Genomic DNA, 13856 nt, shown 5'->3' with positions numbered 1-13856 from the left:
TTCGAAGGATGTCGATATCCTCATTAGACAGTGGCGTGCTCCTGCTGGCCCGGGGCGACGAGATCCTGACGGAGCAGGTCGCCGGGGTGGCCGATCGGAGCACCGGTGTCCACTGCGCTCCCGGGACCCGGTTCCAGATCGCCTCGATCAGCAAGCAGATGGCCGCCGCGGCGGTGCTGTTGCTCGCTGAGCGGGGTGCGTTGAGCCTGTCCGATCCGGTCGTGCGCTGGCTGCCCGGCCCGCCGCCGGAATGGTCCGGCATCACGCTGCACCACCTGCTCACCCACACCTCGGGCCTGGGCCACTGGGAGCAGTACCCGGCGGTCGATCTCGCCGACCCGGCCGAGCCGGACGACCTGCTCGGCTTGTTCGCCGCGGTGCCGCCGCTGTTCCGGCCCGGAGCCGGGTGGCACTACAGCAGCCCCGGCTACGTGCTGTTGGCCCGGACCGTCGAGCGCGCGGCCGACCGGCCGTACGCCGAGTTCCTCGCCGAGGAGGTCTTCGCGCCGCTGGGCATGACGGGCAGCTTCGCCGGTGCGGGCGACGGACGGCCGGACGTGGCGGTCGGACACGAGGGCGGCCGTCCGGTGCCGTCCTGGGACCTGGCGACCGTGAGCATGGGCGCGGGTGACGTCTGGTGCACCGGGACGGACCTGCTCACCTGGCTCGGCCGCGCCGGGGCCGGCTGCTCGCCCCGGCCTCGGTGACGGCGATGACCGCTCCACACGCGCCCACCGGCCGGCCCGGGGAAGCGTACGGCTACGGGTTCTTCGTCGGCCCGCTGGCCGGCAGACGGGCGCTGCACCACTCGGGGGACAACGGCGGATACAAGGCGTTCGCAGCCTGGCTGCCCGATTCGGACCAGCGGCTCGTGCTGCTGACCAACCAGGCCGAGGTCGACCCGGTCACGATCACGTCGGTGCTCGGTCCCGCCGAGGTGCGTTGACCGGGTGCGGACGCCGACCGGGTGGCGGACGCGCACTCGGTGCGGGCCGGTGGGGCCGACAGGTCGTGGAGGGTCCGCTTGTCGCCTCGGGTGCCTCGTCCACCGGCCGGGCCGTCGCGTAGCGTCGGGGCATGGGCAGGGAGCGACGGTGACCCGGATCGTGGCCGGAACCCTTGGTGGGCGGCGGATCGCCGCGCCGCCCGGCGCGGGCACCCGGCCCACGTCGGACCGGGTCCGCGAGGCGCTGTTCAGCGCCGTGCAGGCCGAGGTCGACCTGGCCGGCGTCCGCTTCGCCGACCTCTACGCCGGCTCCGGGGCGGTCGGTCTGGAGGCCCTCTCCCGGGGGGCCGCGCACGTGCTGCTGGTGGAGTCCGACCCCCGGGCAGCCCGGGTGGTCCGGGAGAACGTGGCCACGTTGCGCGCCGCCCCGGCCGCCCGGCTGGTCACCGGCAAGGTCGCCACGGTGCTGGCGGCCGGCCCGGACGGCGACCCGTACGACGTGGTCTTCGCCGACCCGCCCTACGCGGTGCCGGACGCGGAGATCACGGCGATGCTCGTCGCGCTGGTCGACGGCGGCTGGCTGGCCCCGGACGCCCTGGTGGTGGTGGAGCGGTCCAGCCGCACGGGCCCCGTCGGGTGGGTGCAGGGCATCACCGGCGAGCGCAGCCGGCGCTACGGCGAGACGACCCTTTGGTACGGTCGCCGATCATGAGACGTGCGGTGTGTCCCGGCTCGTTCGATCCGGTCACCAACGGGCACCTCGACATCGTCGGCCGGGCGAGCCGGCTGTTCGACGAGGTGATCGTGGGTGTGCTGGTCAACCAGTCGAAGAGTGGCCTGTTCACCGTCGAGGAGCGGATCGACATGCTCCGCGAGGTGACCGCCTCCTACGACAACGTCCGGGTCGAGTCGTTCCGCGGCCTGCTTGTCGACTTCTGTCGGGCGCAGCAGGCGAGCGTGTTGATCAAGGGCCTGCGGGCGGTCAGCGACTTCGACTACGAGTTGCAGATGGCGCAGATGAACATCGGCCTGGCCGGCGTCGAGACCCTGTTCATGCCGACCAATCCGCTCTACTCGTTCCTCTCCTCCAGCCTGGTCAAGGACGTGGCGAAGTGGGGCGGCGACATCTCCGCCCACGTGCCCGACCGGGTCCGCGAGGAGTTGAGCGCCCGGCTCGTCCCGCCGTCGCGCGACTGACCGCCCCGGGCCGCGGTCCCCGCCAGCGCCGTGCCCGGTGGGGACGGCGCCGTGGCGTACCGCGACGCGCCGGGCCGGGGTGAGCGGTGCGCTGTGGTCGGGGCGCGACATGATGTGTGCAGCGGGAAACCGGCCGTAGCCCGCATCATGTAGGTCGGCCCGACGAACGACAGGAGTGAGGTACCGGTGGACCCGCTCGATCGCATCGACGAACTGATCGCCATGGTGGAGCAGGCGCGCTCCGTCCCGATGTCGCGCAACAACTGCATGGTCGACCGGGGTGAGTTCATCGCGATCCTCGATGAGCTGCGCGCCGAACTCCCCGCCGACCTGCGTCGGGCCGCCGCGCTGCTGGACGAGCGGGACAAGATCATGGAGGCCGGCAAGCGCGAGGCCGACCGGATCATCAGCGAGGGTGAGGCGGAACACGCCCGGCTGGTCTCGGTGAACGAGATCACGGTCTCCGCCGAGCACGAGGGCGCGCGGATCATCGCGGAGGCCCGCGCCGAGGCGCAGCGCCTGCGCGAGGAGGTCGACGACTACGTCGACACCGCGCTGGCCAACTTCGAGCAGTTCCTCACCCGGGCGCTGGCCTCGATAGAGCGCGGGCGGGACAAGATGCACGCGCTGCGCGAGATCGGCACCTTCGGTGGGGAGGAGGCGGACCGCCCGCTACCCTTCTGAGCGGCACCTCACCAGCCGACAGATGGGGCGGGCGCCGCCCCCGGTTCGACGGTCCGGCGGTCGCCCAGGTAACCTTTTTTGTCGGCCTCTCACCGGCCGGAGTCTGACTATGCCCAAACACACGCCTTCGACACTCAACCCCAGGTCGCCGCTGGTCCTCGACACGAGGGAGCTGCCGCGCCGACCTGGTGCGTTGCGTACGGAAAAGCGGGTGGTGCCGGCACCGGCGGACCTCGGCGGCGAGATGATCGCCGTGCCGCAGGGCGCTGACCTCGACCTCGACCTGAGGTTGGAGTCGGTGTCCGAGGGCGTGCTCGTCTCCGGGACCGTCAGCGGTCGCGTCCGGGGCGAGTGCGGTCGCTGCCTTCGCGAGATCGACGACTCGCTGGTTGTGCGGATCCAGGAGCTGTACGCGTACGAGAACAGCACCACGGACACCACGACCGACGAGGACGAGGTGGGCCGGATGCAGGACGATCTGATCGACCTGGAGCCGGCGCTGCGGGACGCGGTGGTGCTCGCGCTGCCGACCAACCCGCTCTGCCGGGAGGACTGCCCAGGCCTGTGCCCCGAATGCGGGGTGCACTTGGACGATCTGCCGGCCGACCACAGTCACGAGCAGATCGACCCGCGTTGGGCGGGCCTGTCGCAACTGAACCGTAAAGAGGAGTAGGAACCGTGGCCGTCCCCAAGCGCAAGATGTCGCGCAGCAACACCCGCGCCCGCCGGGCGAACTGGAAGGCGACCGTGGTCGCGACCGTGGCCTGCCCCCAGTGCAAGTCGGCGAAGCTGCCCCACGCCGCCTGCTCCGTCTGCGGCACCTACAACGGCCGCCAGGTCCTCGAGGTCTGACCTGGACGCCGAGTGACGCCCCCGACCCCTGGTCGGGCGGCGCGCGCACCCTGGCAATCGTCCGGTGCCCCGGCTCCCTCCGACGCCGGCCGGCCTGTTCCGGCCGGCGTTCCGATGGAGCCGGGCACCGCGCGGATCGCCGTTGACCTCCTCGGCGGGGACGACGCTCCCGCCGTCGTGGTTGACGGCGCTCTGCGGGCCGTGCGCGCCGACCCGGACCTGCACCTGCTTCTCGTCGGCCCGGCCGAGGCCGCCGGCGAGGTGATCCGTGCCCTCGACCCGGCACAGCGTGCCCGGGTCACCGTGCGGCCGGTCCGCGCCGCCGTCGGCATGGCCGACCATCCCGTGGCCGCCCGTGCCGACAGCACCGTCCGCGCGGTGGTGCACGCCGTCCGCGACGGCGTCGCCGACGCGCTCGTCTCCGCCGGGTCCACCGGCGCCACCGTCACCGCCGTCGCGCTCGGCCTCGGCCGCTGGCCGGACGTGCGCCGTCCGGCGCTGATCGCCACCCTGCCGGCCGTCGCCGGCCCGGTGGTCCTGCTGGACGTGGGCGGCTCGCTGGAGCCGCGCCCGGCCACCCTGGCCCGGCACGCCGTGCTCGGCGCCGCCTACGCGGCGGTGGCGCACGCCGTCGTCGCGCCCCGGGTGGGGCTGCTCTCGGTGGGCACCGAGGCGGGCAAGGGCGACCGCGCCCGCCGGCTCGCCGATCCCGTCCTCGCCGCCGCGTCGCTGCCCTGCGACGGGCGCTACGTCGGCCTCGTCGAGGGGTACGACGTCTCCCTCGGCACGCGCGCCGATGTGGTGGTCACCGACGGGTTCACCGGTAACGTGCTGCTCAAGGCGATCGAGGGCGCGTACGCGATGGCCGGCGGGCCCCCGTCCGGCGGCGGCGCCCCGCGCGCGGCGGCCCTGCTGGGGGTCGCCGGGACGGTCGTCGTCTGCCACGGCGCCGCCCGCGCCGAGGACGTCGCCGCGGGCATCGCGCTGGCCGCCCATCTCTGGCGACGGCGCGCCACCGACCACGTCCGCACGCTGCTCGACGGCGCCGAGGCGGGCGACCGCGAGGAACGCACCGACCGCTCCACCGACACCGAGGTACCCACATCATGAGCAACGACAAGCGGCGGCGGGCGTCCGTCGGTCACCTGGAAGCCGCGTTCGGCGTCAGCCTGGATCCGGAGCTGCTCCAGCGCGCGCTGACCCACCGCTCGTACGCGTACGAGAACGGCGGTCTGCCCACCAACGAGCGGTTGGAGTTCCTGGGCGACTCGGTGCTCGGCGTGGTGATCACCACCGCGCTCTTCCACAACCACCCCGACCTGCCCGAGGGGCAGCTGGCCAAGCTGCGGGCCAGCGTGGTAAACATGCGGGCCCTCGCCGACGTGGCCCGGGGCCTCGGCCCGGACGGGCTCGGCGCCTACCTGCTGCTCGGCAAGGGGGAGGAGACCACCGGTGGCCGGGACAAGGCGAGCATCCTCGCCGACACCCTGGAGGCGCTGCTCGGCGCGATCTACCTCCAGTACGGGCTGGACACCGCCGCCATCGTCATCCACCGGCTCTTCGACCCGCTGATGGCCGAGTCGGCCGGCCGGGGTGCGGCCCTGGACTGGAAGACCAGCCTCCAGGAGCTGACGGCGGCGCTGGGGCTCGGCGTCCCCGAGTACCGCATCGAGGGCACCGGCCCGGACCACCTCAAGACCTTCACCGCCTGGGTGGTCGTCGCCGGCAACCGCTACGGCGGGGCCGACGGGCGCAGCAAGAAGGAGGCCGAGCAGCGGGCCGCCGAGGCGGCCTGGCGGACGCTCACCGAGCAGGCGGAGCGGGAGCTGGTCGCGGCGGAGGGCCCGGTGGCCGGGGAGGGGACGGCGCAGACCGCCGAGGCGGGCCTGGGTCGTGCCTGAGCTGCCGGAGGTCGAGACCGTCCGGCAGGGGCTGGCCCGGTGGGTCACCGGCCGGCGGATCTCCTCCGTCGAGGTGCGCCACCCCCGCGCGGTACGCCGGCACACCCCCGGCGGCGGGCACTTCGCCGACGTGCTGGCCGACCGGACGGTGCTGGACGTGCGCCGGCGCGGCAAGTACCTGTGGCTGCCGCTGGACAGCGGCGACGCCGTGATCGGGCACCTGGGCATGTCGGGTCAGCTGCTGGTGCAGCCGGCCGACGCCCCCGACGAGACGCACCTGCGCGTCCGGTTCCGGTTCTCCGACGACGGTCCCGAGCTGCGTTTCGTCGACCAGCGCACGTTCGGCGGCCTGTCGGTCTCCGCAGGGGGCGCCGAGTTGCCGGCGGAGATCGCGCACATCGCGCGGGACCCGATGGACCCGCAGTTCTCCGACGCGGCGTTCGTCGCCGCGCTGCGCCGGCGGCGTACCGAGGTCAAGCGGGCGCTGCTGGACCAGACACTGATCTCCGGCGTGGGCAACATCTACGCCGACGAGGCGCTGTGGCGGGCGAGGCTGCACGGCGTCCGCCCCACCGACGCGCTGACCGGCCCGGCCGCGCTGCGGCTGCTGGGCCACGTCCGGGACGTGCTCGGCGAGGCGATCACGTCCGGCGGCACCAGCTTCGACGCCCTCTACGTCAACGTGAACGGGGAGAGCGGCTACTTCGACCGGGCGCTCAACGTCTACGGCCGGGAGGGGCTGCCGTGCCACCGGTGCGGCGCACCGGTGCGCCGCGAGGCGTTCATGAACCGTTCGTCGTACAGCTGCCCGCGCTGTCAGCCCCGTCCCCGGGCGGCCCTGCGGGGCTGACCCCGCGCGGTGCTCCGGGAGCAGCGGCGGCGCGTTCGCCCGTCCCGGCCCGAGAGGAGGCGCCGGTGGTCAGGGCGCCGCGCAGGGGAGCCGCCACGCGTCGAGCCGGCGTTCCTTGCGGATCGAGGAGAGGCCGTAGCCCAGCGTGGTGACGCAGAAGTCCGTCGTCGAGCCGGCGTACTCCACGTGGAACACCGGCTTGCCCGCCTCGACGAACGGCAGCAGCCGGGCGCACTGGTCCAGCCGCACGCACTCCTCGTTGACGGCGAAGTCGAAGTCCGGGGCCAGGGCGGCCACCTGCCCCAGGTCGTTGATCAGGCCGGGGGAGAGGCTCAGCGAGCGGGCCAGCTCGGCCAGCCGGCGGTTGAACCGCAGCTGGTCGTCGAAGTCGAGCGGGAAGCCCGACCGGTGCGCGTACCCGTCGGCGTCGGCCAGGGCGACCGCCCCGAAGCCCTTGCCCCGGCAGAGCCGGAACCGGTCGGCCAGCACCGGCCGCAGCGCGTCCCACTGCCGTACGTCGAGCCAGCGGCCCTGCGGCTGGCGGGACGCGGCACCCCGCACGGCGGCCGGGAGGCGGTCCGCGTCCGGGTCGGTCGGCAGGACGGAACCGACGTGCACCTGGCAGACCAGCCGGCGGTCCCGGGAGCGCAGCTCGGCGGTCTGCGCGGCGGTGGTGGCGACCGGGTCGAGCAGGAAGACGTCGGCGTCGACGGTGAGGTCCAGCACGCCGCTGAGCTGCCACTGCCACTGCCACCGGCCCGCCGACGAAGCCGGCCAGGCGGTCGGCGCACCGGGCGCGGCCAGGTCCGGCCGGCAGGCGACGAGCACGCTCAGCAGGGCGAGCGCGACGCAGGCCGGCAGGGCCCGGCGCAGGCCCCGCCCGACGGCGCGCGTACGCGGCCGGATCCGCATCGGCAGCTCCCGGGTCGCGGGCGGCGGCACACCGCCCGGAGCGGGTACGCCGTGTCGGCGTACCTCACCCGGTCAAACGAGTACGGCCCCGGCCACGACTCGCGTTCAGCGCGGCGCGGCGAAGACCTGCGTCCAGTACGGCCCGTTGCTGTTGGCGACGCCGACGCCGATCTCGGTGAAGGCGCAGTTCAGGATGTTGGCCCGGTGGCCGGAGCTGTTCATCCAGGCGTCCATGACGGCGGCCGGCGTCTTCTGGTTCCAGGCGACGTTCTCGCCGTAGGTGCGCCAGGAGTAGCCGACCCGGTCCAGCCTCGTCCCGACGTTGCTGCCGTCGCTGCCCGTGTGCGACATGTTCCGGTGGTCGGCCTGGTCCTGGCTGTGCCGCTGGGCGGCGGTCGTCAGCTTGTCGTCGACGCTCACCGCGCCGCAGCCGGCCTTGGCGCGCTCGGCGTTGACCAGGGCGACCACCTGGCTGGCCTGGCTGCCGGTGCCGCTGCTGACCGGTGCCTTCGTGCCGCCGCCGGTCGGCGGCGTGCTCCGTTCGGCGCTGCGCCGCGAGGGCGCGGTGGTACGCGACGGCGCCGGCGTCGGCCTGGTGCTCTTCGTGGCCGACGGGGTGGGCCTGGCGGTGGTCGGCGCGGTGCTCGGGGTGGCGCTCGGGGCGGGCGGGGCCAGCGAGTCGCCGGGCGTCGACTCGCCGCCCGGCAGCACCGGGGCGGCGGCGATCGTGTCGTCGACGGCGGTGGGGTCGGTCGCCGGGCCGTCGCCGGTCAGCGCGATCGCGCCGACGCCGAGGCTCACCACCAGCGTGGCGGCCGCGGCGGCACCGCCGATCACCAGCGGGCGGGGGAACCGGCGGCGGGGACGGTGGCGGCCCTCGGCGGCGGCCGGCGCCGTCGCGGCCGGGGCGGCCCGGAGCGCGGCGAGGTCGACGGGAGCGGTCGGGTCGTCGACCGGCCAGGCGCCGGCGGTCCGGTCCGCGGGGAAGGGGCGCTCCGCCGGGTACGCCCCGTCCGTCGGGCTGCCGGCCCCGGCGGCCCAGCGGGCGTCCGGCTCTGCCTGCCAGCGGTCGGTGGGCTCGGGCCGCCAGGTCGCGGTCGCGTCGGTGGACTGCGGCTGCCAGGTCCCGGCCGGCGCGGCGGGCTCGGGCTGCCAGGTCCGGGCGGGCTCGGCGGGCTCGGCCTGCCAGCGGGCGGTCGGCTGGTCGCGGTGCCACTCGTCGGCGGGCTGCTCCGGGTCGTCCCCGAAGAGGTAGGCCGACCTCGGCTCCGGACGGTCGGTGAGCCAGGTTGGCGGCTCCTCGCCCAGCGGCTGCTCGCGGCGCCGGGCGGCGCCGTCCGGGTGGTTCGGGTCGGTCCAGCCGTACACGCCACTGCCTCCAAGGGGGTCGGTTGCGGGCCGGGGTGACGCTACGTGGCGGGCGTGAACAGCGGCAACGTGGCTAAGGAAGAGTTAAGGGGAAGCCGGACGGCAGGGTGGGGACTTCCCGGGATCCGAGGCGTAGAGTCAAGGTGTCCGGACAGAGTGTGTCCGCGCCTTGTGGCAGCCCCCCGGCAAGTGGACAGGTCGACGTGGAAATGATCTACGGCCTGCGAGAACTTGACGAAAGAGGGGGTGTCGGCTCAATATGTAGGTGTCGCCAGTCGCGCCCGGTCATGCCCAGAATCGCCTGGGGTGACAGCCGCGTACACATTTGGGCGCGCGTTGGCCGGCCCTTCCGGCAGCGCATATCAAGGAGTCAACATGGCTAAGGCCCTGTACGGCCACGTAGGTGCGGCGCCCGATCGGCGTCTGCTCGACGAGGTCACCCGACTGCGTACCACGGTTCGGGCTCTGGAGTTCGAGATCACGCGGCTGCGTGCCGAGAACGATCGGCTCGCGGCGGCTGCGGCGGAGGCGGACGATCTGCTCCGTCTGGCCGAGCCCGCGCTGACCTGATCTCCAGATCGCAAAACTGAATCGCATCACGCAAAAAGAGCGCGCCGACACTTCTGTGCCGGCGCGCAGCTCTGTCCGCACCCCTTTTTCGCCGCACCAATTCGTGATCTTGTGCGGCCCGCCGCGACGATTCCCGTACGACTCCGGCCGACGGATGGGCCGCACCCGGGCGGGCCGGCCCGCGCCACCTGGGACGGGCGCCCGGCGGTCGCCAGGCGGGTCGCGTGCCCGGCGGTTCCCGGTCCCGGGTTAGTCTGCGGGTTCACCCAGGTCCGCGCAGCCGGCGACGGTACGGCGGCCACCGGACGAGGATAGAGAAGGTGCATCTCAAGAGCCTGACGGTGAAGGGCTTCAAGTCCTTCGCCTCCGCGACGACGCTCAAGCTGGAGCCGGGGATCACCTGCGTGGTCGGCCCCAACGGCTCCGGCAAGTCCAACGTCGTCGACGCCATCGCCTGGGTGCTCGGCGAGCAGGGCGCCAAGGCGCTGCGCGGCGGCAAGATGGAGGACGTCATCTTCGCCGGCACCGCCGGCCGGGCCCCGCTGGGCCGGGCCGAGGTGACCCTCACGATCGACAACACCGACGGTGCGCTGCCGATCGAGTACACCGAGGTGTCGATCACCCGCCGGATGTTCCGCTCCGGCGAGAGCGAGTACGAGATCAACGGCGACACCTGCCGGCTGCTCGACATCCAGGAGCTGCTGTCGGACTCCGGCATCGGCCGGGAGATGCACATCATCGTCGGCCAGGGGCGACTCGACGGGATGCTGCACGCCAAGCCGGAGGACCGGCGGTCGTTCGTCGAGGAGGCGGCCGGCGTCCTCAAGCACCGTAAGCGCAAGGAGAAGGCGCTGCGGAAGCTCGACGCGATGCAGACGAACCTCAACCGGCTCAACGACCTCACCGCCGAGCTGCGCCGCCAGCTCAAGCCGCTGGGCCGGCAGGCGGAGGTGGCCCGCCGTGCCGCCGCCATCCAGGCCAACCTGCGCGACGCCCGGCTACGGCTGCTCGCCGACGACCTGGCCACCCTGCGCGCCACCCTGGACCGGGAGATCGCCGACGAGACCGCGGTGCGCGAGCGGCGCGAGCAGGTCGAGGCCGAACACGCCGAGGTGCAGGCGCGGCTGGCCGAGCTGGAGGCGGCCCTCGCCGAGGACGCGCCGCTGCTGGCCGCCGCCCAGGACACCTGGTACAAGCTCTCCGCCCTCTCCGAGCGGTTCCGCTCCATCGAGCAGCTTGCCCGGGAACGGCTGCGGCACCTCAGCGCCACCCCCGACGACGAGCGTCCCGGTCGCGATCCCGAGCAGTTGGAGGCCGAGGCCGAGCGGATCCGCGAGCAGGAGGAGGAGCTGCGCGGCGCGCTGACCGACGACCAGATCCGGCTGGCCGAGGCCGTCGAGCACCGCCAGGAACTGGAGCGGCAGCTCGCCGCCGCCGAACGCGAGCTGGTCGCCGCGGCCAAGGCGATCGCCGACCGGCGGGAGGGCCTGGCCCGGCTGACCGGTCAGGTCAACTCCGCCCGCGCCCGGACCACCAGCGCCGGCGAGGAGATCGAGCGGCTCGCCACCGCGCACGCCGACGCGCTGGCCCGGGCCGACCAGGCCCAGGCCGAACTCGACGCGGTCGCCGAGCAGTCCACCGAGGCAGACCGCGACAACGCCGACCTCGACGCCCGGCACGCCGAGGCGGTCGCCGCCCAGGAGCGGGCGCAGGCCACCGTGCGGTCGCTGACCGACGCGGAGCGGGCGGCGGAGAAGGACGCCGCCACCTGGAAGGCCCGGGAGGAGGCGCTCGCCCTCGGCCTGCGCCGCAAGGACGGCGCGGGCGCGCTGCTGGCCCGCGCCGACGAGGTCCCGGGCCTGCTGGGCAGCCTGGCCGGGCTACTCACGATCGCGCCCGGGCAGGAGGCCGCGCTCGCCGCCGCGCTCGGCGGGCTGGCCGACGCGGTCGCGGTGAGCGGCGTCGACGAGGCGGTCGAGGCCATGCGGCTGCTGAAGATCTCCGACGCCGGCCGCGCCGGCCTGCTGGTCGGCAGCCCCGCCGGGCCGGGCATGGACGGGCCCGCCGACGCGCTGCGGCCGAAGCTGCCCGACGGCGCCCGCTGGGCGCCCGACCTGGTGGAGTGCTCCCCGCAGCTCCGCCCCGCGGTGCACCGGGCGCTGCGCGACGTCGTGCTGGTCGACGACCTCGCCGCCGCGGCCGAGGTGGTCGCCGGCAACCCGGAGCTGCGCGCGGTCACCCCCGACGGCGACGTGGTCGGGGCGTACGCGGCGGCCGGGGGGTCGGCCAAGGCGCCCAGCTTCATCGAGGTGCAGGCCGCCGTCGAGGAGGCCCGCTCGAACCGGCTCGCCGCCGAGCAGACCGGCGCGGAGCTGCGCGAACAGCTCGTCGACGCCCGCGCCGAGGTGGCCGCCGCCAAGGAGACGGTGCAGCACGCCGCCGCCGCCAAGCGGGAGGCGGAGAGCCACCGCAACGCCGCCGCCCGCCGGCTGGCCGAGCTGGGCGCGGCGGCCCGCTCGGCGAAGGCGGAGACCGACCGGCTCGGCGAGTCCCGGGCCCGCGCGGAGGCCGCCCGCGAGCGGGACCTGCTCACCCTGGCCGAGCTGGCGGAGCGGCTGCGGCTGGCCGAGGAGACCCCCGTCGACGCGGAACCGTCGACCGAGGAACGCGACCAGCTCGCCGCGATGGTGCCGCAGGCGCGGCAGAACGAGATGGAGGTCCGGCTCGCGGTGCGTACCGCCGAGGAGCGGGTCTCCTCGATCGCTGGCCGCGCGGACTCCCTGCGCCGGCAGGCCACCGCCGAGCGGGCCGCGCGGGAACGCGCGGCGGCGCGGCGGGCGGCACGCACCCGGGGCGCGGGGATCGCCCGGGCCGTGGCGGGCGGGGCCCGGGAGGCCCTCGCCCGGCTGGCCACCTCGATCGCCGCGGCCGAGGAGCACCGCGACGCCGTGGCGCGCGAACGCGCCGCCCGCGAGGCCGAACTCCAGGAGGTACGCGGCGCGGCCAAGCGGCTCGGCGCGGAGCTGGAGCGGCTGACCAGCCAGGTGCACCGCGACGAGGTGGCCCGCGCCGAGCAGCGGCTGCGCATCGAGCAGCTGGAGGCGAAGGCCGCCGAGGACTTCGGCCTGGACGTGGAGACCCTCGTCGCCGAGTACGGCCCGACCCAGCCCGTCCCGCCCACCCAGGCCGACGTGGCGGCGGCCGAACGCGACGGCCTGCCGGTGCCCGAGCCGGTCCGCTACGAGCGGCCGGTGCAGGAGAAGCGGGCCGCCAAGGCGGAACGGGAACTGGCCCTGCTCGGCAAGGTGAACCCGCTGGCCCTGGAGGAGTTCGCCGCGCTGGAGGAGCGCTTCAAGTTCCTCTCCGAGCAGCTGGAGGACCTCAAGGCCACCCGCCGCGACCTGCTCACCGTGGTCAAGGACGTCGACGACCGGATCCTGGAGGTCTTCGCCAGCGCGTTCGCCGACACGGCCCGGGAGTTCCAGCAGGTCTTCACGGTGCTCTTCCCCGGCGGTGAGGGGCGGCTCGTGCTGACCGACCCCGACGACCTGCTCACCACCGGCATCGAGGTCGAGGCCCGCCCGCCGGGCAAGAAGATCAAGCGGCTGTCGCTGCTTTCCGGCGGCGAGCGTTCGCTGACGGCGGTGGCGATGCTGGTGGCCATCTTCCGGGCCCGGCCCAGCCCGTTCTACATCATGGACGAGGTGGAGGCGGCGCTCGACGACGTCAACCTGGGGCGGCTGATCACGCTGCTGGCCCAGTTGCGGGAGAAGAGCCAGCTCATCGTCATCACGCACCAGAAGCGGACGATGGAGGTCGCCGACGCCCTGTACGGCGTGACCATGCGCAACGGGGTGACCCAGGTGATCAGCCAGCGGCTCAACCGGGCCGACGGAGACGAGCGGCGTGGCCGCGGCGAGGAGAACGAGTAGTGGGTCGGGAACGGGCGACGGCGCTCCTGGTGGACTTCGACGGCGTCCTGCGTCGGTGGGACCCGGCGGTGGCCGCCGGGGTGGAGCGGGAGTACGGCCTGTCCGACGGCGTACTCACCGAGATCGCCATGCAGTGGGGGCGGCTCCAGCCGGTGCTGACCGGGCGGGTCAGCCACGCCGACTGGATGAGCAGCGTGGCCGACGCGCTGGCCGACTCCGTGGGCGGCCCCGAGCGGGCCCGGGCCGCCGTGGAGCAGTGGCAGCGCTACCGGGGCGAGGTGGACCCCGAGGTGCTCGCCTTCGTCCGCGAGGCGCGGGCCGGCGGCATCCGCGTCGGGCTCGGCACGAACGCCACGGACCTGCTCGACGCCGACCTCGCCGCGCTCGGCCTGGTCGGCGAGTTCGACGTGGTGGTCAACTCGTCCAGGATCGGGGTGAACAAGCCGGCGAAGGAGTACTTCCAGGCGGCCTGCGAGGCCCTGGAGACCCCGGCGGCCCGGGTGCTCTTCGTCGACGACGAGGACTGGGCGATCCGGGGGGCCCGGGTCGCCGGCCTGTCGGCGCTGCGCTGGAGCGGCCCGGCCGACCTGCGGTACGCGCGGGCCGCCCTGGCGTACTGACCGGTCTCCGTCCCGCCCCGGCGG

Annotated in this window: 15 protein-coding genes; 13 read left to right on the top strand and 2 right to left on the bottom strand. The window is 74.4% G+C overall.

Features of this window, described 5'->3' with window-relative positions:
* The first annotated feature begins 8 nt into the window (after positions 1-8).
* The 10 genes from ACPXCB_RS02905 to mutM all read left to right on the top strand — a co-directional run bounded on the left by ACPXCB_RS02905 (position 9) and on the right by mutM (position 6430).
* Complete coding sequence (locus ACPXCB_RS02905; RefSeq protein ID WP_425871897.1) at positions 9-707, top strand: serine hydrolase domain-containing protein; 699 nt, start codon at positions 9-11, stop codon at positions 705-707.
* Positions 708-712: 5 nt separating this feature from the next.
* Complete coding sequence (locus tag ACPXCB_RS02900) at positions 713-946, top strand: serine hydrolase (protein WP_425871895.1); 234 nt, start codon at positions 713-715, stop codon at positions 944-946.
* 148 nt (positions 947-1094) lie between these two features.
* A complete protein-coding gene (rsmD, locus tag ACPXCB_RS02895; RefSeq protein WP_311410967.1) occupies positions 1095-1658 on the top strand; it encodes a 16S rRNA (guanine(966)-N(2))-methyltransferase RsmD in 564 nt (187 codons plus the stop codon).
* Complete coding sequence (gene coaD, locus ACPXCB_RS02890; RefSeq protein WP_132232638.1) at positions 1655-2143, top strand: pantetheine-phosphate adenylyltransferase; 489 nt, start codon at positions 1655-1657, stop codon at positions 2141-2143. Before rsmD ends, coaD begins: the two co-directional genes overlap by 4 nt.
* A 186-nt stretch (positions 2144-2329) precedes the next feature.
* Positions 2330-2827: a hypothetical protein gene (locus ACPXCB_RS02885; protein WP_132232640.1), complete on the top strand. Its 498-nt coding sequence runs from the start codon at positions 2330-2332 to the stop codon at positions 2825-2827.
* 109 nt (positions 2828-2936) lie between these two features.
* Positions 2937-3500 (top strand): YceD family protein, encoded by a 564-nt coding sequence (locus ACPXCB_RS02880; protein WP_393165693.1) that lies wholly within the window; start codon positions 2937-2939, stop codon positions 3498-3500.
* Positions 3501-3505: 5 nt separating this feature from the next.
* On the top strand, positions 3506-3679 hold the full coding sequence (gene rpmF, locus ACPXCB_RS02875) for a 50S ribosomal protein L32 (protein ID WP_018786309.1): 174 nt from the start codon (positions 3506-3508) through the stop codon (positions 3677-3679).
* 114 nt (positions 3680-3793) lie between these two features.
* Positions 3794-4789, top strand: coding sequence for a phosphate acyltransferase PlsX (locus ACPXCB_RS02870; RefSeq protein ID WP_425871893.1), 996 nt, complete (start codon positions 3794-3796; stop codon positions 4787-4789).
* Positions 4786-5580, top strand: coding sequence for a ribonuclease III (gene rnc / locus ACPXCB_RS02865; RefSeq protein WP_425871892.1), 795 nt, complete (start codon positions 4786-4788; stop codon positions 5578-5580). The genes ACPXCB_RS02870 and rnc overlap by 4 nt, the downstream gene beginning before the upstream one ends.
* Positions 5573-6430, top strand: a complete 858-nt coding sequence (gene mutM / locus ACPXCB_RS02860; protein WP_425871890.1) for a bifunctional DNA-formamidopyrimidine glycosylase/DNA-(apurinic or apyrimidinic site) lyase — start codon at positions 5573-5575, stop codon at positions 6428-6430. The genes rnc and mutM overlap by 8 nt, the downstream gene beginning before the upstream one ends.
* Positions 6431-6499: 69 nt before the next feature.
* Here the strand turns inward: mutM and ACPXCB_RS02855 are convergent, their stop codons facing one another.
* Complete coding sequence (locus ACPXCB_RS02855; protein WP_425871889.1) at positions 6500-7342, bottom strand: endo alpha-1,4 polygalactosaminidase; 843 nt, start codon at positions 7340-7342, stop codon at positions 6500-6502.
* Between the two features lie 105 nt (positions 7343-7447).
* Positions 7448-8710 (bottom strand): CAP domain-containing protein, encoded by a 1263-nt coding sequence (locus tag ACPXCB_RS02850; RefSeq protein ID WP_425871887.1) that lies wholly within the window; start codon positions 8708-8710, stop codon positions 7448-7450.
* A 375-nt stretch (positions 8711-9085) separates the two neighbouring features.
* Between ACPXCB_RS02850 and ACPXCB_RS02845 the strand changes: the two genes are divergently transcribed.
* The 3 genes from ACPXCB_RS02845 to ACPXCB_RS02835 all read left to right on the top strand — a co-directional run bounded on the left by ACPXCB_RS02845 (position 9086) and on the right by ACPXCB_RS02835 (position 13832).
* Entirely contained in the window at positions 9086-9280 is a 195-nt protein-coding gene (locus ACPXCB_RS02845; RefSeq protein ID WP_091621030.1) for a hypothetical protein, read from the top strand.
* 320 nt (positions 9281-9600) lie between these two features.
* Positions 9601-13212, top strand: a complete 3612-nt coding sequence (gene smc, locus ACPXCB_RS02840) for a chromosome segregation protein SMC (RefSeq protein WP_425871885.1) — start codon at positions 9601-9603, stop codon at positions 13210-13212.
* Positions 13212-13832: an HAD family hydrolase gene (locus ACPXCB_RS02835; protein ID WP_425871883.1), complete on the top strand. Its 621-nt coding sequence runs from the start codon at positions 13212-13214 to the stop codon at positions 13830-13832. Before smc ends, ACPXCB_RS02835 begins: the two co-directional genes overlap by 1 nt.
* Positions 13833-13856 lie beyond the last annotated feature (24 nt).

Origin of the sequence: Micromonospora sp. DT62, assembly GCF_049847285.1 — a bacterium.
In the GTDB taxonomy this organism is placed as follows: domain Bacteria; phylum Actinomycetota; class Actinomycetes; order Mycobacteriales; family Micromonosporaceae; genus Micromonospora; species Micromonospora reichwaldensis.
The sequence above is the reverse complement of the archived record's forward strand: the minus strand, read 5'-3'. Positions and strand labels throughout refer to the sequence as shown.

Coding starts and splice junctions, on each gene's coding strand:
- rnc (WP_425871892.1), top strand. CDS start 4,786: ATGAGCAACGACAAGCGGCGGCGGGCGTCCGTCGGTCACCTGGAAGCC.
- coaD (WP_132232638.1), top strand. CDS start 1,655: ATGAGACGTGCGGTGTGTCCCGGCTCGTTCGATCCGGTCACCAACGGG.
- ACPXCB_RS02900 (WP_425871895.1), top strand. CDS start 713: ATGACCGCTCCACACGCGCCCACCGGCCGGCCCGGGGAAGCGTACGGC.
- ACPXCB_RS02905 (WP_425871897.1), top strand. CDS start 9: ATGTCGATATCCTCATTAGACAGTGGCGTGCTCCTGCTGGCCCGGGGC.
- ACPXCB_RS02855 (WP_425871889.1), bottom strand. CDS start 7,342: ATGCGGATCCGGCCGCGTACGCGCGCCGTCGGGCGGGGCCTGCGCCGG.
- ACPXCB_RS02870 (WP_425871893.1), top strand. CDS start 3,794: ATGGAGCCGGGCACCGCGCGGATCGCCGTTGACCTCCTCGGCGGGGAC.
- ACPXCB_RS02845 (WP_091621030.1), top strand. CDS start 9,086: ATGGCTAAGGCCCTGTACGGCCACGTAGGTGCGGCGCCCGATCGGCGT.
- ACPXCB_RS02880 (WP_393165693.1), top strand. CDS start 2,937: ATGCCCAAACACACGCCTTCGACACTCAACCCCAGGTCGCCGCTGGTC.